We start from the raw sequence: 20,104 nt of genomic DNA on the forward strand, positions 1-20,104 counted from the left end.
TTACTATAGTGTAGGAGTGAGAAATCATGTCTTTGGATCGTAAAAGAAGTACTCTGGCGCTGTTGGCTCTAGCCATTAGCGCCTTCGCGATAGGAACAACCGAGTTTATCAGTGTCGGGCTGCTGCCGCTGATCTCTGATGACCTGCATATATCCCTGACGACAGCCGGATTAACCGTAACGCTATATGCGCTTGGCGTCACCTTCGGCGCACCGGTGCTGACCTCGCTGACCACAGCTGTCTCGCGAAAAACCCTGCTGCTGGCGTTAATGCTGCTCTTCATCGCCGGCAATAGCCTGGCGGCGGCGGCGGGCGGGATTTCCATACTGCTCGTGGCCCGCATCATTTCCGCGCTCGCTCATGGCCTGTTCATGTCCATCGCTTCTACCATCGCCGCGGATCTGGTAACCGAGGACCGGCGGGCAAGCGCCATCTCCATTATGTTCACCGGTCTTACGGTAGCCACTGTGACAGGGGTGCCCCTTGGCACGTTTCTCGGGCAGCAGCTTGGCTGGCGGGCTGCTTTTATCGCCATTGCCGCTGTCGGTCTTATCGCACTGGCCGCCAACCTGCTCCTCATCCCTGCTGCCCTGCGCAAAGGTACACGTACCCCGCTGCGCGATCAGGTCAAGCTGGTGACGAACGGACGCCTGCTGCTCGCTTTTGCCATTACCGCTCTGGGCTACGGGGGGACCTTTGTCGTATTCACGTACCTCTCCCCTCTGCTGCATGAGATCAGCGGTTTTCAGGAACAGACGGTTGCTGTGATTCTCCTGGTCTACGGCATAGCCATTGCCATCGGCAATGTCATTGGAGGGAAAGCGGCCAACCGCAAGCCGCTGAACGCTTTGTTCTATATGTTTGCCTTCCAGGCAGTGGTCCTGCTGGTGCTTACCTTTACCGCTCCCTTTAAAGCCGCTGCCCTGACCACCATTTTCTTCATGGGTCTGCTCGCCTTCATGAATGTGCCCGGCCTGCAGGTCTACGTGGTGATGCTGGCCGACCGGTTCGCACCCAGTGCGAGAGATATTGCTTCGGCGGTGAATATAGCTGCCTTTAATGCAGGCATCGCCATCGGTGCCTATCTTGGAGGCCTGGTGACCGATCATCTGGGACTGATCCATACTCCATGGATCGGCTCCATCATGGTACTGGGGGCAGTGATTCTTACCGCCTGGAGCCGGGCGCTCGAAAAAAGAGACGGGCGCAAGCTCCAGAGCCAGGCAGCCTGATCCTTAACAACCTTGAAGAATTAAGAATAAAGGGAAAAGTGGCGGAGGAGAAGTCTGGATACTCAGAAGCCGTAGCGTCCGCCTTTGTGTGTGATTTCAACCGCGAACAGCGGTACACAATCAAATTCATTCTCATACTATACCCATTTTGGATGTTTTTTCATTTGGCATTGCATTACAGGACACGGCCCGCTTGCTTTTGATTTCTAAGCCAGCTCTGATCCAGCGCTTGAAGCCTTAACAACGGCCTAAGTGAAAGTACCTTTGTTTGGGCCGGATGCGGGCGACGGAGTCAAATGTAAGGTATAAGTACCTTTGATTCAGCCAGATGTAGGTGACAGAGTCATATTTGAGGTACATGTACCTCTGTTTGGGCCAGAAGTAGGCGACGGAGTCAATTGTGAGGTATAAGTACCTCTGTTTGGGCCAGATGTGGGCGGCGGAGTCAATTGTGAGGTATAAGTACCTCTGTTTGGGCCAGATGTGGGCGACGGAGTCAACTGTGAGGTATAAGTACCTTTGTTGGGCCGGATGTGGGCGACAGAGTCACATGTGAGGTATAAGTACCTCTGTTTGGGCCAGAAGTAGGCGACGGAGTCACATGTGAGGTATAAGTACCTCTGTTTGGGCCAGATGTGGGCGACGGAGTCACATGTGAGGTATAAGTACCTTTGATTGGGTCAGATGTGGGCGACGGAGTTGTTTCCCGGCAAACTGGCCTGACCCGCTTCAACAACAGCATTTCTGCCGTTGTTTCCCGGCAAACTGGCCTGACCTGCTCTAACAACAGCATTTCTGCCGTTGTTTCCCGGCAAACCGGCCTGCCTCGCTCTAACAACGGCATTTTCGCCGTTGTTTCCCGGCAAACTGGCCTGCCTCGCTTCAACAACAGCATTTCTGCCGTTGTTTCCCGGCAAACCGGCCTGCCTCGCTCTAACAACGGCATTTTCGCCGTTGTTTCCGGGCAAACCCGCCTGCCTCGCTTCAACAACAGCATTTCTGCCGTTGTTTCCCGGCAAACTGGCCTGACCTGCTCTAACAACAGCATTTCTGCCGTTGTTTCCCGGCAAACTGGCCTGCCTCGCTTCAACAACAGCATTTCTGCCGTTGTTTCCCGGCAAACCGGCCTGCCTCGCTCTAACAACAGCATTTCCTCCGTTGTTTTCCGGCAAACTGGCCTGCCTCGCTCTAACAACGGCATTTTCGCCGTTGTTTCCTGAAAAACTGGCCTGCCTCGCTTCAACAACAGCATTTCTGCCGTTGTTTCCCGGCAAACTGGCCTGACCCGCTCTAACAACGGCATTTCTGCCGTTGTTTCCGGGAATGTTTGGAATTTGGGCGGCTGTCCATCTGCGGATTTCTTGGATTTGTACCGCTATCTGCGGTGGAAATCCACAGACAAAAGCGGAAGCTAACGCTCCATTAGCTCCAAACTTCCCCTCCATCAATTTATCCCTTTTTCTAATTTTCAAGTCCAATCCTCTATAGAACAAAACGGCTGCACCGTCCCTCACAGGGTAGTGCAGCCGTTTTAGCTATAAGGAATAGCTTTCCTGAAGATCCTGTAATCCGCTCCTGCCGCGTGAAATGCCCCTTCCCAGTCTCCCTGTCTGGATTGGTGGCGACACCAAGTGGAAAAAGTGAACTTAAATCTCCCCTCTCCCCCTTCCGTTTACTTCATTCCTCCCCGGCCCCTCCTGGACAGAGAAAAAATCCACAGCCCAGTACGAACCGCAGCGCAACAAAATCACACGCTGCCTACAATAGAGATCAGGAGCGGCAGCATCAGGAAGGACGCGAGTGTTGTCCACAAAATGCACCGTGACACAAGCGCAGGTGAGCTGCCGAAGCGTTCAGCCAGCACCACGGAGTTGACCGCTACCGGCATGGAGGCCAGAATAAGCAGAACGGCGAACAGCGTACCCGAAATGTTCAGCAGGAACAGCAGCAGTGCTGCGGTTAATGGCGCCAGCACCAGGCGGACCGACATGCCCGTCCAGAACGCCAGCTGCACATTGCGTGCAGCCTGTGCGGTCTGCACCCTGACCATCTGCACCCCCAGTATAGCCAACACCACCGGGGAATACGCTCCAGCGACCATTGATACGCCCGAGGCAACCTCCTGCGGCATATGCAGGCCGAGCGCCCGCAGAAGCAGCGCCAGAATGGCTGCGTAGATCGCCGGCAATGAGAATACCGAGCGGACGGCACTGCCGGCAGAGAACTGGGATCTTGCCGCAAAATACACCCCAACGGTGTTGACAATGACCATCTGGGCAATGACATAGACTGAAGCTTTGTCCAGCCCCAGCTGTCCAAAGGCCAGCAGCACCAGCGGCAGACCATAGTTGACACTGTTCGTGAAAGTGGAGACTAGGGTCAGGCCTGCTGCCTCGGCCGGAGCCAGCTTCAGCACTCTGCCGATCAGCTTCGCCAGCGCCCACAGCACCAGCAGGTTCAGCAGGGAGAAGGCCAATGTTTTGTACACGTCATCGAAGGAAATCTCCGCCGTCGCGAGTGTATCCAGAATAATCGCCGGACTCAGGAAATACAGGTACAGCGTTAACAGCGGTTTGGTATCCAGGTTTTTGTACCGTCCCAGCAGCGCCCCCGATATGACCGGAATGGACAACGGCACAATCACCTCGACCATAGTGGACAATACCTTGTCAATCAATAGCGAGGACTCCTCTATCCGAATATTACTTTTACTATAAGCCCCACGGCCGGGCCCGTCTAAGATATGGAAGCAATATGCTTAATAGCGAACGCCTATGAACGATATAACTTCCCAAAAGATAGTATTGTGGTATGATTAGCACAAATCGTTATGATCACAAGGAGGTTGACTGAAATGGATATTACGGAGCCAGTCATTCTGACCAAAGGAACCCCCGGCGAGGCCTGTCCCATTGCCAAGACGCTGGATGTCATCGGAACCAAATGGACGTTCCTGATTATCCGCGATCTGCTGATCGAAGGCACTATGCGCTTCAGTGATCTGCTGCGCTCTCTGGAAGGCATCAGTCCGAAGACACTCGCCTTGCGGCTGCGTGAGCTTGAGAACCATGGGATTCTTATGCGCACTGTATATCCCGAGGTGCCGCCGCGCGTGGAATACACGCTGACGAAGAAAGGGGAACAGCTGGAGGGTATTTTTATTGAACTCAAGAGATACGGCCTTGCGCTCTGAGAAGACGTTATTAAAAAAAGTTCATACCTGCAAGCTCAGACCCGGCACAAAACTTCCTTTATGGTAACTGTATGTATAGAATGTAACTACTTCCCTTAAGGAAGTATAGGGACTATACTCTCTTCATAAAGCAGTTCATTTTGAGGAGGAATCGACATGTTAACAGGACAGAAAATAGTAATTATCGGCGGAAGCTCGGGCATCGGCCTGGCAACTGCAAAACTTGCCGCCGCAGAAGGGGCGGAAGTCGTTCTTGCCAGCCGTGCAGCACAGAAGCTGGAGCAGGCCAAAGCGACGTTGGGACCTGATGCAAACGTGTCAACCTATACGCTGGATATTACGTCCGAGGATCAAGTGCGGTCCTTATTCGCAGAGCTGGGAGCCTTCGACCATCTGGTGGTCACCGCAGCCGAGACCAGCGGGGGCCCCTTTCTTACCACAGCCACCAGCGCTGCGCGCCAGCTGATGGACAATAAGTTCTGGGGCCAATATTATGCGGCCAAATACGCCGCACCGCACCTGCCCCCCCACGGCTCCATCACCCTGTTCTCCGGGGTTGTAGCCTTCAAGGCCATGACCGGGTCATCTGTACTGGGGGCAGTGAATGCAGCCGTAGCCAATCTGGGCCAGACCCTGGCTCTGGAACTGGCCCCGCTGCGGGTGAACACTGTATCGCCGGGTATCATCGACACCCCCTCCCGCGCGGGAATGGCCGAAGAGGCCCGCAGTGCTTTTTACAGCAGCGTGGCGGCGAAGCTGCCCGTGCAGCGCGTAGGTACAGCCTCGGACGTTGCCGAAGGCGTGCTCTATCTGATCCGTAACGGCTTCGTAACAGGCACAGTGCTTCATGTAGAGGGCGGACACACCCTGATTTGACCGGGCCGCCCGGAGAAAGCTTAGCCTTGGCAGTTTCCTCAAAAAAACCCTGCCTCCTAATGATACAGGAGGCAGGGTTACGTCTTGCCGGGGCCGCTTCTTACAGCATTTTGATCTCCAGCAGCTCATATTGGATAATACCCATGGGTGCATTTACGCTGATGATATCGCCGACTCTTTTGCCGAGCAGCTCTTTGCCCAGCGGACTTTCATACGAAATCTTGTTGTCCAGCACATCAGCCTCAGCCGGTCCGACGACTCTATATTCAATCTTCTCGGAGTACTCCACATCATTCAGGGTGACAATAGAGCCGACACTGACCTTGCTCAGATCCATGCTGCTCTCATCCACAATCTGTGCTTTGGTCAGCATTTTCTCCAGAATCATGATGCGTGTCTCCATAAACGACTGATCTTCCTTCGCCGAATGGTACTCGCTGTTCTCCTTAAGGTCCCCGTAGCTGATCGCCAGCTTAAGCCGGGCCGCAAGCTCCTTACGCTTCACAGTCTTCAGGTCCCTCAGCTCTTCCTCTAGCTTGGCCAGACCCTCTTTTGTCAGAAACACTTCTTCATTCGACATGTATACAACTCCTACTTTCGCTCGCTTTACTATATATTCTACCCCATAATCGGCTAACATGCGAAGAGAAAGCGCCGCCGCCGCAAATTGCCACAAATCCAGCACAGGTAAAATGACCCAAAATCGTTTAGAATATTAACAGGTACTTTTCAAATTCTTAAGTACAAGTATGGTACCCAATCCCACAATAGTCAGGAGTACAAGAAGTCCATGTTCATGCAATTCCGGAAATCCCACCGTATTAAAAGCTGTCTGGCTGCACTGGTTCTTCTGTCGGCAACAGTCCTGCCTACCGCCGCAGCGGTGAAGCCTGCCGCCACCTCCACTGCGCTTGCGAGCTACGATGTCGTTGTCATCGGAAGCGAAATTCAAGGTGCACTGCTCGCCAAGGAAGCCGTCAGAGCCGGTCTGAAAGTGCTGATGCTTGATCCCCGCAGCAAACCGGGCGGCGAATTGATTCAAGGGCAGATGTTTTTTCTCGATGATGTAAATGACAACAAGCAGAGAAGCCTCGTACAGGGCGAAATCAAAAACCTCTTTAACGGCTACAAAGCCGGAACGATCCGCAAGGCCGCCGATTTCCAAAAGTATTATGCGAAAGTCATCCAAGGGATTCCGCTGAAGAGCGGGATTGTTCTGGACCGGGTGGACACAAAGGACACAAGCAGCGGGAAGATGCTGAGTGCTCTCACCTATCACGGCAAAGACGGCGCCAAGGTCACGATTCAGTCCCGGTACTGGGTGGAGAACACCGATTACAATGCCCTGAGCGGGAAATTGAAGGAAGCCCGGATTCCCGGAATGGAAACGATCTATAACAGTACAGTGCCCGATTATATGGCGGCAACCTATATGCTTAATTTCAGGAATGTGGACTGGAACCTGCTGCATCAGCGCATTCTGGAGGATTATCCGCTCACCAATGTCCGTAAGAAATATGGCCCCAACACCTATGTGGACTGGCATTTTGCAACAGGATTCAGCAACATTACCAATAGGTACTCCACCAAGGATAAACAGCTCCGGCTGCGCGGATTAAATGCTTCCTACCAAAAAAATGGCCAGGTAATCATCAACGGCCTGCTGATTTATGATGTCAATCCTGCAGACCCTATTTCTGTGGCGTCTGCGGTACGGAAAGGGAAGGCCGAAGCTCCTCACATTCTGAGCTTTTTGCGCAAGAATATCCCCGGGTTCGCCAAAGCCGAACTGAACGGATTTCCCGAGTACCTCTATATCCGCGACTATAACCGCTATGAGACCAAATACGTTCTGGAGTACACGGACTTAATGTCCAGCCGGATGTTCTGGGACAATGTGAGCATTGGCGGGTATTCCATTGATTTGCAGGGAACCCGGGCGATTCCTACCGGAATCGGCTTCGGCAAGCCGGACCGTTACGGGCTGCCGCTGCGTTCCTTCGAGCTGAAATCCTATGACAATGTGCTCGTAACCGGAAAAAATGTGGGCGCCAGAATCAAAGCCTATGGCAGCGCAAGAATCATGCCCACCACCGCCTTAGCGGCTCAGACGATCGGCATCATCCTGGGGCGGGAGCGGAGCAAACGGCTGGACGATCTGAATGTGGAAGATTTCAAGAGAATCCGTGCCTATCTGAAAAAGGATTATCAGATCAGCCTGCAGTAGGCTGATCACCGTCTATACAAGAAACAGCCCCTGCAGTTCCGTCGAGAACCTGCAGGGGCTGTTTGCTTATCAACAAGCAGTCCGGCTGAAGCGGAGACTGTCCTTGATCAGGACTCCCCGGTGCTTACCGGCAGCCCATTAACTGTTTGCCTCCCGCTTGACAGCCGCTACATTCAGTACAGCCGCCTGGGGTTTGGCTGTTCCGGTTCTGAGCAGGAAGGTCAAAGGAATGGCAACAATCCCGATCACTGTGGCGATCAGGAACACATCCTGAACCCCCATTGTCATGCCCTGCGCCTTAATCAGCGCCCCTGCGGCCGAAGCGCCGCCGCTAAGCTCCTTCTGATGCGTCAAGGCTCTCGATGCCAGCAGCGAGCTGAAGACAGCAATCGACAGCGCTCCGGTCGCCTGACGTACCCAGTTGGTGACGGAAGAAGCATGGCCGGTGATCTGCTTCGGCACGGAAGACATTCCGGCGTTCGTAACCGGCATAAAGGCCAAGGCAATCCCAACATTACGCAACGCCATCAGCCAAGCGAGCTGAACGTGGGTAGCAGCGACTGTGATATGGCTAAGCTCCCAGGTTGAAGCCACCAGCAGCAGGATACCGCCAAGGATAAGCCAGAATGGCCCAATTCTGCTGTAGAGCTTGCCGACAACCGGGGACATGACGGCCATGGCGATGGAGCTCGGCAGCAGAACCAGCGCTGTTGTGAGCGGAGTAGACTGCTGGATATCCTGCAGAAACACCGGAATCAGGAACGTCCCGGAATATAGGGCAACGGTGATGATGCAGTTAATAATCAGACTGTAAGTGAAACGGTTTTGCCGGAATACCTGCAGATTCAGGAGCGGCTCCTTCAAGGAGAGCTCCCTGCGGACAAAATATATCAGTGCAATGGCTCCGATGATCAACAGGGCCAGTGTTTTATAGGAGGCCCAGCCCCAGCTGTTTCCTTTGTTGAAGGCCAGGATAATAAACGCGCTGCTGAGAATAACCGTGACAAAACCCGGCAGATCAAAGCTTTTGGTCTCTCCGGCGTTACGCTGGAACGGCAGGCACTTCAGCGCGACGGCAATCGCCACGATTCCAATCGGGAGATTAATCATGAACAGCGATTTCCAGCCAAAATATCCGGTCAGCCATCCCCCGAGTGTCGGTCCAAGAGCAGGCGCCAGCATGGAGGATAAGCTCCAGAGACTCATTGCGAATGCCTGCTTTTCCTTCTCAATAAATTGATAAATCATGGTCATTGTGGTGGGAATGATCAATCCGCCGAATACCCCCTGCAGAATGCGGAAGATCACCAGCGAATGAATGCTCCAGGCGATCATGCTTAATCCTGAGAACAGCGTAAAACCCGATAGCGCGAACACATAAAGGTATTTATAGCTCCATTTATCACCAAAATAACCCACAACCGGCGCGATCACGCCTGTAGCGAGCAGGTATCCGGTAATCATCCACTGGACGGTCCCGATCTCCGCATGAAAATCCTTCATAAACACCGGAAACGCCACGTTAATGGTCGTCGTACTCAGGATCGCCATGAAATTTCCGAAAAAAATAGCTAAAATAATCAGCCAAAACGATGAATTGCGAGCCGTTTGATTATTCAATCCGTTCTCTCCTCCGTTAAAAAACAAGGAACTCATATCAGCTCCCTCTTAATTTAGGTGTATAATACAATAATATTATTATATGTGTATTATACAACCACATTCTTGAAAGTCAATATGACTTGTTTCATACCCTTTCATGGCGGGAGCGATTTTTGCTTGTTGTTCGGTATGTTCACTATAATAATGGAGAAGAGTACTCAGTAGAGGAAGGAAACTATACCATGGATGATAAAAAAGATAATAAAAACCTGGAGTCTCTCAACAATGAGCTGATGACACTCATTCGCCGCTCTTCTCTCGACAAGAAGCACGGAGGGCTGGACCGCTCGACATATACGCTGCTCTACCATTTGGCTCATCATGAAAAGGTTGGGGTGAAGGTACTGGCCGAAGAGTTCGGCCTCGACACCTCCACGATCAGCAGACAGACCAGTGTGCTCGAAGCCAAAGGCTATGCCGTCAAGGTTCCTGATCCGATGGACGGAAGATCCAGCTATTTTGAGATCACCCTCCTTGGCACCCGCAAGCTGGAAGAAGCACGGAACATCCGTCTGGAGCGGTATGAAGAGATCTTTGAGGATTGGTCCCCAGAGGACTGCCACACCTTCAGCGGGCTGCTGGCCAGACTGAACCGCAAACTCATGCAGCGCAGCTCCGGAGCCAAAGGATTGACGGAAGAGGCTGAAGCTGGTAGATTGAATTAATCATACAATATAAGTCGGAATTACAATGCGGACATATTAAATATTGCCAAAGGGGCTGGGCAGCGTGAACTTCATCTTCTTTTCTCCTCATTTCCCCAGGAACAGCGCGGACTTCTGCAGTCAGCTGCATCAGCAGGGTGCTACGGTGCTTGGGATCGGCGATGCCGAATATGATCAGCTGGAGGACAAGCTAAAGTCGGCATTAACGGAGTATTACAAGGTAAGCAGCTTGGAAAGTTACGACGAGATCCTGCGGGCTGTGGGCTACTTTACCCATCAATACGGCAAGATGGACCGCTTCGAATCCTTGAACGAATATTGGCTGGAGCAGGATGCTGCGATCCGCACGGATTTCAACATTTACGGCACCAAGACGGATTTTGTCTATAACCTGAAGCAGAAATCCAAGATGAAAGAGTTTTTTCGCAAAAGCGGTGTAAGCACTGTACAGTTCTCGACCGGCACCACCCGGGACAGCGTCCAGGATTTCATCCGCAGCGCCGGCTTTCCGCTCGTGGTGAAGCCCGACCTTGGCTCCGGGGCCAGCATGACCTACAAGATCCATAACGAAGCTGAGCTGCAGCAGTTTTTTGACACCAAGCCGGATGATGTCGCCTTTATTATTGAGGAGTTCATTGATGGTGTCATTCTGACCTATGACGGGCTGGTCGATATTGACGGCAACGTGCGGTTCGCGGTCAGCCACCTGTTCGAAAACAGCGTGATGGACGTTGTCAATACGGACAACCACCTGTACTATTTCTGTCTTAAGGATGTCAGTCCCGAGGTCGAGCTGGCCGGAAAGAACATTCTGAAGGCTTTTGATATCAAAGAGCGTTTCTTCCATATCGAATTGTTCAAATCGAATATAGATGGCCGGATCATTGCCCTCGAAGTAAATATGCGGCCACCGGGCGCGTGGATGACCGATGCGATTAATTTTTCCTATGATGTGGATGTATATAGGGAGTGGGCGCGCATGGTTGTGCACAATGAGACCGGCGGCCCCTTTGAAGGCAAATATTATACCGGCTATGCCAGCCGCAAGCAGCACAAGCATTATTCCCACAGCCACGAGGATATTTACCGTACGTTTGGGGATAAGATCGTCAACTATGCCGAGATCGAAGAAGTCTTCAGCCGGGCCATGGGGAACAGCGCCTATCAATTTCGTTCGGCCAGTCTGGAGGACGTCAGGGACATCGTGAACTATATTCAACAAGAAGAGGGATAGGATGTGTTGACGGATGAGGATCAGCTACCATAAAGAATACAGCCATCACCTTCACAGAGACATGGAATACAAAGTGTACGGACATGCCGGCAAACCCATGCTGGTCTTTCCAACTTCACTGGGGCGTTTTTACCAATATGAGGACTCCGGCATGATTCAGACTCTCTCGGAGTTTATCGATGCCGGCAAACTGCAGATTTGGGCCTGCGACACCCTGGATGAGGAGACCTTCTTCTCCGGCCACTGGAACCATGAGGATAAGATGCAGCGGCATGAGCAATATGACAAATACATGATGCAGGAGCTGGTTCCAAGCATCCTCCACTCCAGCAAGGAGAACAACGGCGGCAGCGACCAGAAAATTCTCATCTCGGGCTGCTCCATGGGCGCGTACTACAGTGCCAGCTTCTTTTTCCGCCATCCGCATGTTTTCGATACCCTCATTGCGCTTAGCGGTGTCTATTCCACTTACTACTTCTTCGGTGATTATATGAGCCAAACGGTCTACTTGAACTCGCCGCTGCATTACCTGCCGAACCTGACCGATGACTATTACCTGAACGCCTACCGCAGCAGCCGGATTATTCTCTGCGTCGGCCAGGGCGCCTATGAAGACGAGATGCTCCATGAGACCCGCTTGCTTCAGGACCTGCTCCGGCACAAAGCTATACCGGCACAGATTGACTATTGGGGCCACGATGTGGATCATGACTGGCCATGGTGGAACAAGCAGATTCATTATTATGTGGGCGGGTGCTTATAGGGGTTTATAATTCCCCACAAAAACACCCCATAACCTATAGCGCTTTCCTGAGGTCTTTTACTTTAGTTTAGTCAATTGAATAGGCTTAAGGCTCAGTCCGCTCCCCCCTTGGCAGGGAGGGAGGCCTTGTGACAGTGTTCGAAACGTTGATGTTAATATGCATACCGCATACCTTTGGTCCACTCATCGTAGCGCCGCTGTCCCATAAACACAAACAGACCGCCTCCTCCCAAAGGTATGCGGTCTATTTGTTCGTTATCCATTTGTGGCGTCTTGCTGAACCACTGAGGCCGTGTGCCTGCTTTAAGCAGGCAGATGCTCCTTACAGAACAGGACCAACGCTGCTTCCTCGTCCTCTTCCATATCAAAATCCAGAATCCGGCCGGTCGTGGTCTCGAGCAGATCGTAGCTGATAATGCTTGTCTCCTCATCCTCCACCTTTATGATCACCCGTGCGGATACACCATTCTCTTCATACAGCTCATCATCCTCCGGCACATCCAGATTCACGACGAACTCATATCGCTTGCCGCTTAAAATACCAAATGGATCTCTTACGTTCTCCACGGTGTAGCTTGTAAATGTCAACACTTCGCATTCCTCTTTTCTTCAATCATCTGGCTATTGTATCATACAATCCATGATAGCAGCTTCCACAATTACGCGTAGCTGAGCAAATCACTAAGAAAACGCTGAATGACTGCCCGTTCCTTCGGAGCGTACGCCTTCAAAAGCTGACGGTAATGCTCGACCGCCCGCTCATATTCCTCCTCATGAATCTTCTCTAATCTGCTCAGGCAGCACCATCAGTCCGCCCCCTGTCCTCTTTCCGCTTCAATTGTGCCGGAATCATCATAAGCTTCGGACATAGCCTATTCTTTTATACCCGAAGGGGAGTTGTCTGTGGCTGATTCAGAAGGCTCCAATATGACTCCCATTGCGGAAACCGTTTTATACACTATATATGGAAAAACAGCCGCAAAAAGCGGCTGCTCCTCGTTCTCCGCCCCGCTTCAGAAGTAGTAGTCCATGTAAAGCAGTAGTCCTACCGGCAGGGGAAGAACCGCTGCGTAGTGTAGATTTGCTTAAAAACCGAGTGACACCCACTGTGAACTGCTTGCCGGATAATACAAAAGCGGTGACAGGTGGATGACCACCTGTCACCGCTCTTTTGTAATTGAGGGGGCTCGATCAAAGGTATTTTTACCCTTGATTTCTGCCATCCGCACCTTGTCGGCTCAATCAAAGGTATTTTTACCTTTGATTTCTGCTATCTGCGCCTTGGTGCCTCGATCAAAGGTATTTTTACCCTTGATTTCTGCCATCCGCGCCTTGTCGGCTCGATCAAAGGTATTTTTACCTTTGATCGAGCCGATCCGCGCCATGAGAAACAAGTCCGGCGGATTTACCAGTGTTTCTGCCGGCATTTCCGCCTTCCTGCCGCCCCACCGGCTCTCTTCGCGCAGTGCGGGTTTACCCGCCCGCCACCGGCTCTCTTCACGCAGCGCGGGTTTACCCGCCCGCCACCTGCTCTCTGCGCGCAGCGCGGTTTACCCGGCAGCCACGCCGCTCGGGCTGGCACCGCCCTTGGCCTTTTGAATCTGCTTGCTGCGCAGCTGGCCGCAGGCGGCGTCGATATCGACGCCGTGCTCCAGGCGGGTGCTTACGCTGACGCCCTGCTTTTTGAGCGTATCGAAGAACGCCCGCACGGACTCGCGCTCGCTTCGCTGGTATTGGCTGTGCTCATCCACCGGATTGTAAGGAATCAGGTTCACATTGGCCATCTGCCGCCGGTCCCCTATCAGCCCGGCCAGCTCCAGGGCATGCTCCTGGCGGTCATTGACATCCTTCAGCAGAATATACTCCAGGGTAATTCTCCGGTTCGTCTTTTCCAGATAGTAATCAATAGCGGGCATTAATTTCTCTATAGGAATGGCGCGGTTAATCTTCATGATCCGTGTCCGCAGCTCATTATTCGGCGCATGTAAAGAAATCGCCAGGTTAACCTGCATATTGGCATCGGCGAATTCTCTGATTTTATCAGCCAGACCGCTCGTGGACACCGTGATGCCCTTGCCGGCAATCGCCAGTCCCTTGTGATCCTTGATGATCGTCAGGAAATTCAGCAAATTTGTAAAATTATCGAATGGCTCGCCGATCCCCATCACCACCACATGGCTGACCCTTTGACCAAGCCCCAACCCGTCCAGATGATGCTGTACCTTCATAATCTGCTCGACAATCTCTCCGCTGGAGAGGTCACGGCTCTTCGCCAGCAGACCGCTGGCGCAAAAGCTGCAGCCGATGTTGCAGCCCACCTGTGTCGTCACGCAGACGGACAACCCGTATTTCTGCCGCATCAGCACCGTTTCGATCAAATTACCGTCCTTCAGGCGGAACAGGAACTTGATGGTGCCGTCAGCTGACTCCTGCTTCACATGCTCATCCATCGTCTGAAAAACAAAATGCTCGGACAGCAGCTGCACCGTCTCGCCGTTCACCTCGGTCATTTCCGCAAAATCCTTCACCCGCTGGCGGTACAAGGATTCCCATATCCGGGATGCGCGGGATTTCTTATGGCCGTGCTCTACCAGCCAGGACGCCAGCTGTTCTAAAGTTAATCCATAAATGGATTGTTTATTCATGATTTATCCTCTTTTCAAAACATTGAAGTTCAATTCATTCTACCTTGCAGGGCTCCGTCTAACAACATGCACTTATTGTCTCAAATTTTTTTTATTAAAACAAGAAGAATCCCCTGCTGTCCCCGCTTCCGCCACAATTCACAACGCGCCTCCGCGCTCATCAAGGAAACGTTCCTGCATGAGCCTCAATGTAAAAAGCGTACCCGCCACTTCGGATACGCTTTATCAACATGAACAGCCGCTGCCGCATTATCTGAAAATGGCGAATTTCAGCTGTTTGCTTTTAAGATATTTTATAATTGCAGGCAGTGCTTGGACCGTTACTGCTTTTTCATGAAGAAGATAGATGCCCCCGGAAGGATCGGTATGGTAAAAATATTGGGTGATCTGCTCCGCAGTATCCGCCTTCCAGTCTTCAGGATCACGGTTCCAGAGCAGCACCTTCAGCTTCTGTTTCCCGGCTTCAGCAGCCACGGAACCGTTGATAGCCCCATAGGGCGGACGAAACACAGTTACCGGTTTTCCGGTATTCTGCTCCAGCACCTGGACTGACCGCAGCAGATTATTATGGTTCTCTCCGCTGCTGTTCTTCGTCAGGTCGCTGTGATCCCAGGAATGACTGCCCACCGGCATTCCATGCTCATCGGCATAGCGGACCGCCTGCGGGTAATGCTGGGCGTTCTGGCCGATGAACAAAAAGTTCGCTGCCACTCCATGAGCCAGCAGAATATCGACAATTTCCTGAGTGTACTTGGACGGGCCGTCGTCAAAGGATAAAGCCACATACCCCTTGGCCAGATTATATTCATAGCTGCTTCCGTCCAGCGCCAAAGTTTCAACCAACGGACTCTGTACCTCTTGTAGCTCTGATTCTGATTCTGCCTCTGGTCCTGGTCCTGGTTCTGCTTCCATCTCTGGTCCTAATTCTGATTCTGCATCTAGCTCTGATCCTGCCTCCCGTTCCGGCTCCTGCACTTGTCCGGTTTCCGGCACAGGTACAGCCTCAGCCTCTGCATCTTGAAATGATGCTTGGTCAACCACAGGGACATAGGCTGCCGGAACACTGCTGTGGGCAGAGAGCTTCCGTTCTGTAAAGTCCTCATGGGCTTCAGCACTGTTGAATACGGTACCATCCATCCGCAGGAAGAACAATACGAACAGCAAGCTGAATAGAATACACCTCAGGACAATGGGCCGGGCCAGGCGGAAGGTTCCGGCGCTGCGCGTGAGCGGCTCCATCTGCTGCGGTTCGGGTGAAGACAGCTCCGCTGGAACCGCGCCTGCTTCAAGCGGCGGAAAGGTTAGCTCCTTCAATTGAAGCAGCTGTGAGACGTAAGCTTCAGAACAGGCAAAATATAGTGTCTCGGAGCAGGTACTTTTCATTTTGCTAAGAGAGCTGAAATATGTGCGGCGAAAGGGGTCCCACTTCGGGTAAAGCGACAACCGTACTCTATGTCCTTGAAAAGAGGCCAGCATATTCATTTGCAGGTATGTAAATTCATCGATGAGGAGAACTTTTCGGGTGAATCCGCCGCTGCGGGTTAGACCTACCTCCAGCTGATAGCCGTCCTGCTTATGTTCAAGCGACAGCAATTCTACGATCAGCGCGGCTTGTTGTTCAAGAAGAGGCATAGATGTTATGTATTCCCGTTTCCGTCTGTGTGTTCTCCCGTTGGGGTGTTCGCCCCAAAAGGCACTGTCATCCGTGTAGCGAAATCGTTAATCATGCTGGAGAGGTAGGCTTTCTCCTGCCGGATTGTTTCGTATTTCTGTTTCATATGGGCATTCTCGGTTTCGAGACGTCCGATCTTTTCTTCCAGCTCGTTCATTTTCTTCAGCTTTTCTGAAATGGCATCATTATGCTTCTGGACCAGATTGGTATACTTTTGCCGCTCCAGCTCAATAGTGCTCTTAAGCTCATCCATTTCCGAAGACAGGGTGCCGTACATTTCACGGTGGTCCTCCATCACCTGATCGACCTTCAGATTGCGCTCCACCAGCTTATGTTCGAGCTCCAGAATACTTTTCTCGCGCTCATCAATGACCTTGTTCAGATTCTTCAGATCCTTGTTCAGCCGTTCCACATGTCCGCTGGTATGGGTCAAACGGTCCTGAAGCTCATGATTAGTTGTCTCTGCATGGGTTCTGGCCTGGATAATTTGCTCTACAGCAAATATAAGATCCAGTGATTTCTTGTCCAATTGCGCTTTTCCGGTGGAAATGAGGCTGGACAGGCTCTCGCCCGTTTCATTATTTACCTTTTCTTCAGGCGGATCTTCCGCCAATTGAACCTTTTGAACCACGCCGGGCCTGGGCTGCTTATCCGCCCCCGCGTCCTTTTTCTTGAAAAAAGGGGTCGCCATCTATGCTATCACCTCATTATATTGTCAAAAAATGTCGAGCCTATACGCATTTATTATAGTTGATTTAGCCTGCCTGTAAGTGAGCCTTTATATCTAAGTTTCTTAAATGTATCCAAAGGCCTATTTTCAAAAAAAAGACATCCTTTTGGATGTCTTCGTCCCCTTGCGCAATGCTTCTGCCTATAGCGGCAATCCGGCCTCCAGCTTGTTCAGCGCTTCCTCCAGCAGAGCCAGGAAGTCCGCCTCGGGATGCTCTGCGTAATACTGCATCACCGATATATTGACACCGATGACCGCCCCCGCAAAAGCACGCACCGCCAAATCCTCCTGCTCTCTGCCCGTACGCTTGCAAGTCAATTCGATGATCAGGTCCATCATGCTGACCATATTATTAATCATCGCTGCCCGCAGCTCCGGTACTGACATCACCAGCTCGTTGCGTTCACGCATTGTCGACAATTCCTGTGGCGTCATCTCCTTTGCGCCCGACAGCATCGCATTGCGCAACGCCATCAGCGGGGTCAGGTGGGCCGGCTGGCTCTCAAAGGAGGCAACCAGCAGCGGATCATAATTATCGATAAGCAGCACATCCTCCTTGGTGGAAAAATAGCGAAAAAAAGTGCTGTAGGAAATTTCCGCCGCTTCTGCGATTTGCTCTACCGTTGTTGCCTTATAGCCATACTGCCGGAAAAGCTGCAGCGCATGCAGCTGAATGTTTGCCATCGTCTTTGCCTTTTTGCGTTCACGCAATCCTGCTTGCGTAGATTTCACAGACAAACCGCTCACTCCCCGATCATTATTCCCGGATTCTTGTCCTCCTCCAGTTTAGCACGATCTCCGCCCGAACCTGAAATAATCTGTATGCTGCCTCCCGCTCCATCAACGACAACCCTGTCGCCTGTCTTTAAGCGTACAGAGGCATCACCGCACCCTACAACCGCCGGGATGCCAAGCTCTCTGGCTACAATTGCTGCATGGGACAGAGGTGCCCCAATATCGGTGATGATTGCCGCCGCCTTGGGAAAACAAAGCGTCCAGCCCACATTGGTTTTCGCTGCCACCAGAATTTCTCCCGGCAGGAGCTGCTCTCCCTCCGCCGGTGTGGCAAGCACTCGTACAACGCCTTCCACCCGCCCGGCCGCACCGGGAAATCCTCTAAGGACATCCGCATCCATACTCCGAAGCGCCTGAACCGGAGCTTCGGAATCATACGCATCCACTCTGCGGGCAGGGTCCTTCGACCAGAGGAACGGATCGAATCTTCCCCGGATCACGGATGGCAGGGGCGGCAAAGCCTGATATTTCGTATAGGTTTCTTTTCGCGCGGCTACATGCTGCAGCATCGGCAGATCGCCTTCGGCCAGCCATTTCAGAATTTCATCCAGGTACAGAAAAAACACCTCTTCCCCAATGCCTGCAAGCTTACCTGCCTTAAGCGCAAATGCCCGGTTCAACCGGAATACCCTGGTCCATTCCGAACGGACAGCTTCGCGTACTTTCGGCCCTTCCGCAGCAGACTGTATCCGGCGGCGGAGCTGTTCCGGCCTCATGGATATCTTCGCCTCCGTCCGCTTCCAGGCAGCATCGTAAAGCTGCTGCTGATGGTTGACAAGCTCCTTCACTTGTAGCGGCAAATCCCCATACTGTTCAAGCTGCCTGGTAAGCCAGAGCTCATCTTCGGCAGGTTCCGGAATGGAAAGTTCGAATTCATGCGGCCCGCGATGCCCGTATTTCTGCAGATATTCTTCATGGCTCATCTCATTTTTAAGAATTCTGGAGATGCCCAGGACCGGACCCAAACTCTCCAGTTCTGTGCCTCCGCTAATGCTCGACAGCAGAATTTCCGCATCCCCGCTGCCCAGCTGCTTACTGAGCTTTTTCTTGAATTTTACGAATTTCTGCATGGGAGCACTGGCCCCCTCCAGCGCAGCCCATAATGCCGCTATATTCCTTGGCCACAGCTCACGCTCCCACAGCGTCAGCAGCTCCTCCCTGCTCCCGATGTCTTCCAGCCGCATGCGGATCTGTTTACACCATTCCGGTGTTTCCTTTACAAACTGGGGCAAATTCCGCACAGCCTGGCGGGTGCGCCGGGTACTGTATACGATCCGCGGCAGCAGGGTCCTGATTAATTCCAGCTTTTTGTAAGGGTACTTTGGCAGGGAGGCTCCCTCCGGGATTGAGCCGAACACGTCACTCATTTGACGCAGGATCGGCTTCACCTTCAAGCCAAAAGCGGAAAAGACGGAAACAGGCAAGCTGATATTGGAATACACCCGTCCACATATATTTCCAGATAACAAATAGTGGCCCGGGATAACATTGTGCTCTTCATCAAGGGCGCGGAGAAACGACCAGCTCAGCGGGGTGAGTACGTCCGCAATCGATTCGCCTACATTGGTATTGGTCCAGAGAAAATCTCCAGTCATCGAATCGTTGCATTCAAAACGGTCAAGGTTCCCTGCACTTAGGGTGGTAATTGGACGTGCCTGAAGCAAATACACCTTTCCTTGGACAGCCGCCCATTCAATGTCCTGGGGACAGCCCGTCTGATGTTCAATTCTGCGGGCGTAACGGTACAGCCGGGTTGCGATCTTTTTACATTCGGGCGGCCCCTTATATCGGCCTTTGGGCTGGGACACGGTGAACAGGACTGCATTTGCCTCCCCGGATACCAGCTGTTCTCCTAAACCGTGCACATAGTTGCCCTGCATCTCCAGCCGGCTGCCCGTGACAGGATCTGCTGTAAACAACACTCCTGACAGCTCGGATGGAATCATCCGCTGAATGACAACAGCCATGGAACGGACCTCATGATCCCCTTGAACACTGCTGTTGTATATCTGAACTCTTTCCGCATATTGGGACTGATAGACGGTGTCCAGAGCAGCCCACAGCTGATCATCCGTCTCTACGCCAAGTACAGACTCAAACTCTCCGGCAAAAGAAGCCCCCGCCGCATCCTCACCGAGCCCTGAGGAGCGCACGGCAAATGCCGCGCCCGGGTGTTTGCTGCGTATAGCCGATAGTTGTGCCAAAATCTCCTCCTGAACTGCTTCCTCCAAAACCCCGCCCTGCAGCGCTTCCGGAAACACTACAAAACCTTCAGGCACGGGATAGCCTTGCTGATACAGCAGGCTTAGCATAGCGCCTTTGCCCCCTGCGTGTTCCCGAAGCTGCGGCGTGATTTCCTGAAAACCTGCAACCTTGCTTGCCATACAAAGACCTCCATCCAAAATATGAA

At 52.4% G+C, this 20,104-nt stretch carries 18 protein-coding genes; 7 read left to right on the plus strand and 11 right to left on the minus strand.

What is annotated here, in order from left to right; genetic code table 11:
• Positions 1-26 precede the first annotated feature (26 nt).
• Complete coding sequence (locus PGRAT_RS29835) at positions 27-1,232, plus strand: MFS transporter (protein WP_025705096.1); 1,206 nt, start codon at positions 27-29, stop codon at positions 1,230-1,232.
• Between the two features lie 680 nt (positions 1,233-1,912).
• On the opposite strand, the gene PGRAT_RS33910 is transcribed toward PGRAT_RS29835, so the two are convergent.
• Together PGRAT_RS33910 and PGRAT_RS29845 are read right to left on the minus strand one after the other, a co-directional pair.
• Entirely contained in the window at positions 1,913-2,704 is a 792-nt protein-coding gene (locus PGRAT_RS33910) for a hypothetical protein (RefSeq protein ID WP_174469041.1), read from the minus strand.
• A 275-nt stretch (positions 2,705-2,979) separates the two neighbouring features.
• Positions 2,980-3,909 (minus strand): AEC family transporter, encoded by a 930-nt coding sequence (locus tag PGRAT_RS29845; RefSeq protein ID WP_025707472.1) that lies wholly within the window; start codon positions 3,907-3,909, stop codon positions 2,980-2,982.
• A gap of 177 nt (positions 3,910-4,086) precedes the next feature.
• On the opposite strand from PGRAT_RS29845, the gene PGRAT_RS29850 reads away from it, so the two are divergent.
• Positions 4,087-4,425: a winged helix-turn-helix transcriptional regulator gene (locus PGRAT_RS29850; RefSeq protein ID WP_025707473.1), complete on the plus strand. Its 339-nt coding sequence runs from the start codon at positions 4,087-4,089 to the stop codon at positions 4,423-4,425.
• Between the two features lie 156 nt (positions 4,426-4,581).
• The gene (locus tag PGRAT_RS29855) at positions 4,582-5,301 is read left to right on the plus strand and encodes an SDR family oxidoreductase (protein ID WP_025707474.1); all 720 of its coding nucleotides are present in this window, start codon (positions 4,582-4,584) and stop codon (positions 5,299-5,301) included.
• A gap of 100 nt (positions 5,302-5,401) precedes the next feature.
• Here PGRAT_RS29855 and greA read toward each other — a convergent pair whose 3' ends face one another.
• Positions 5,402-5,881, minus strand: coding sequence for a transcription elongation factor GreA (greA, locus tag PGRAT_RS29860; RefSeq protein WP_025707475.1), 480 nt, complete (start codon positions 5,879-5,881; stop codon positions 5,402-5,404).
• Positions 5,882-6,091: 210 nt separating this feature from the next.
• Here greA and PGRAT_RS29865 point away from each other — a divergent pair, with 210 nt between their 5' ends.
• The gene (locus tag PGRAT_RS29865) at positions 6,092-7,528 is read left to right on the plus strand and encodes an FAD-dependent oxidoreductase (RefSeq protein WP_042267655.1); all 1,437 of its coding nucleotides are present in this window, start codon (positions 6,092-6,094) and stop codon (positions 7,526-7,528) included.
• A gap of 138 nt (positions 7,529-7,666) precedes the next feature.
• On the opposite strand, the gene PGRAT_RS29870 is transcribed toward PGRAT_RS29865, so the two are convergent.
• Positions 7,667-9,148, minus strand: a complete 1,482-nt coding sequence (locus tag PGRAT_RS29870) for an MDR family MFS transporter (protein ID WP_025706678.1) — start codon at positions 9,146-9,148, stop codon at positions 7,667-7,669.
• 224 nt (positions 9,149-9,372) lie between these two features.
• Between PGRAT_RS29870 and PGRAT_RS29875 the strand changes: the two genes are divergently transcribed.
• From PGRAT_RS29875 to PGRAT_RS29885, 3 genes are all read left to right on the plus strand, one after another.
• A complete protein-coding gene (locus PGRAT_RS29875; RefSeq protein WP_025706679.1) occupies positions 9,373-9,855 on the plus strand; it encodes a MarR family winged helix-turn-helix transcriptional regulator in 483 nt (160 codons plus the stop codon).
• A gap of 64 nt (positions 9,856-9,919) precedes the next feature.
• Positions 9,920-11,089, plus strand: a complete 1,170-nt coding sequence (locus tag PGRAT_RS29880; protein WP_025706680.1) for an ATP-grasp domain-containing protein — start codon at positions 9,920-9,922, stop codon at positions 11,087-11,089.
• Between the two features lie 13 nt (positions 11,090-11,102).
• Entirely contained in the window at positions 11,103-11,852 is a 750-nt protein-coding gene (locus PGRAT_RS29885; protein ID WP_025706681.1) for an esterase family protein, read from the plus strand.
• A gap of 303 nt (positions 11,853-12,155) precedes the next feature.
• On the opposite strand, the gene PGRAT_RS29890 is transcribed toward PGRAT_RS29885, so the two are convergent.
• The 7 genes from PGRAT_RS29890 to PGRAT_RS29920 all read right to left on the minus strand — a co-directional run bounded on the left by PGRAT_RS29890 (position 12,156) and on the right by PGRAT_RS29920 (position 20,078).
• On the minus strand, positions 12,156-12,443 hold the full coding sequence (locus PGRAT_RS29890; protein ID WP_025706682.1) for a DUF6509 family protein: 288 nt from the start codon (positions 12,441-12,443) through the stop codon (positions 12,156-12,158).
• A gap of 647 nt (positions 12,444-13,090) precedes the next feature.
• Positions 13,091-13,279: a hypothetical protein gene (locus PGRAT_RS29895; protein ID WP_042267659.1), complete on the minus strand. Its 189-nt coding sequence runs from the start codon at positions 13,277-13,279 to the stop codon at positions 13,091-13,093.
• 123 nt (positions 13,280-13,402) lie between these two features.
• Complete coding sequence (gene rlmN, locus PGRAT_RS29900; RefSeq protein ID WP_025705044.1) at positions 13,403-14,497, minus strand: dual-specificity RNA methyltransferase RlmN; 1,095 nt, start codon at positions 14,495-14,497, stop codon at positions 13,403-13,405.
• Positions 14,498-14,746: 249 nt separating this feature from the next.
• On the minus strand, positions 14,747-16,129 hold the full coding sequence (locus PGRAT_RS29905; RefSeq protein WP_025705043.1) for a polysaccharide deacetylase family protein: 1,383 nt from the start codon (positions 16,127-16,129) through the stop codon (positions 14,747-14,749).
• Positions 16,130-16,134: 5 nt separating this feature from the next.
• A complete protein-coding gene (locus PGRAT_RS29910; protein ID WP_025705042.1) occupies positions 16,135-16,860 on the minus strand; it encodes a hypothetical protein in 726 nt (241 codons plus the stop codon).
• Positions 16,861-17,040: 180 nt separating this feature from the next.
• The gene (locus PGRAT_RS29915; RefSeq protein WP_326079694.1) at positions 17,041-17,631 is read right to left on the minus strand and encodes an acyl-CoA-like ligand-binding transcription factor; all 591 of its coding nucleotides are present in this window, start codon (positions 17,629-17,631) and stop codon (positions 17,041-17,043) included.
• A gap of 11 nt (positions 17,632-17,642) precedes the next feature.
• A complete protein-coding gene (locus PGRAT_RS29920; protein WP_025705040.1) occupies positions 17,643-20,078 on the minus strand; it encodes a PEP/pyruvate-binding domain-containing protein in 2,436 nt (811 codons plus the stop codon).
• Positions 20,079-20,104: the final 26 nt, after the last annotated feature.

This window comes from Paenibacillus graminis, assembly GCF_000758705.1.
Taxonomy (GTDB): Bacteria; Bacillota; Bacilli; order Paenibacillales; family Paenibacillaceae; genus Paenibacillus_AQ; species Paenibacillus_AQ graminis.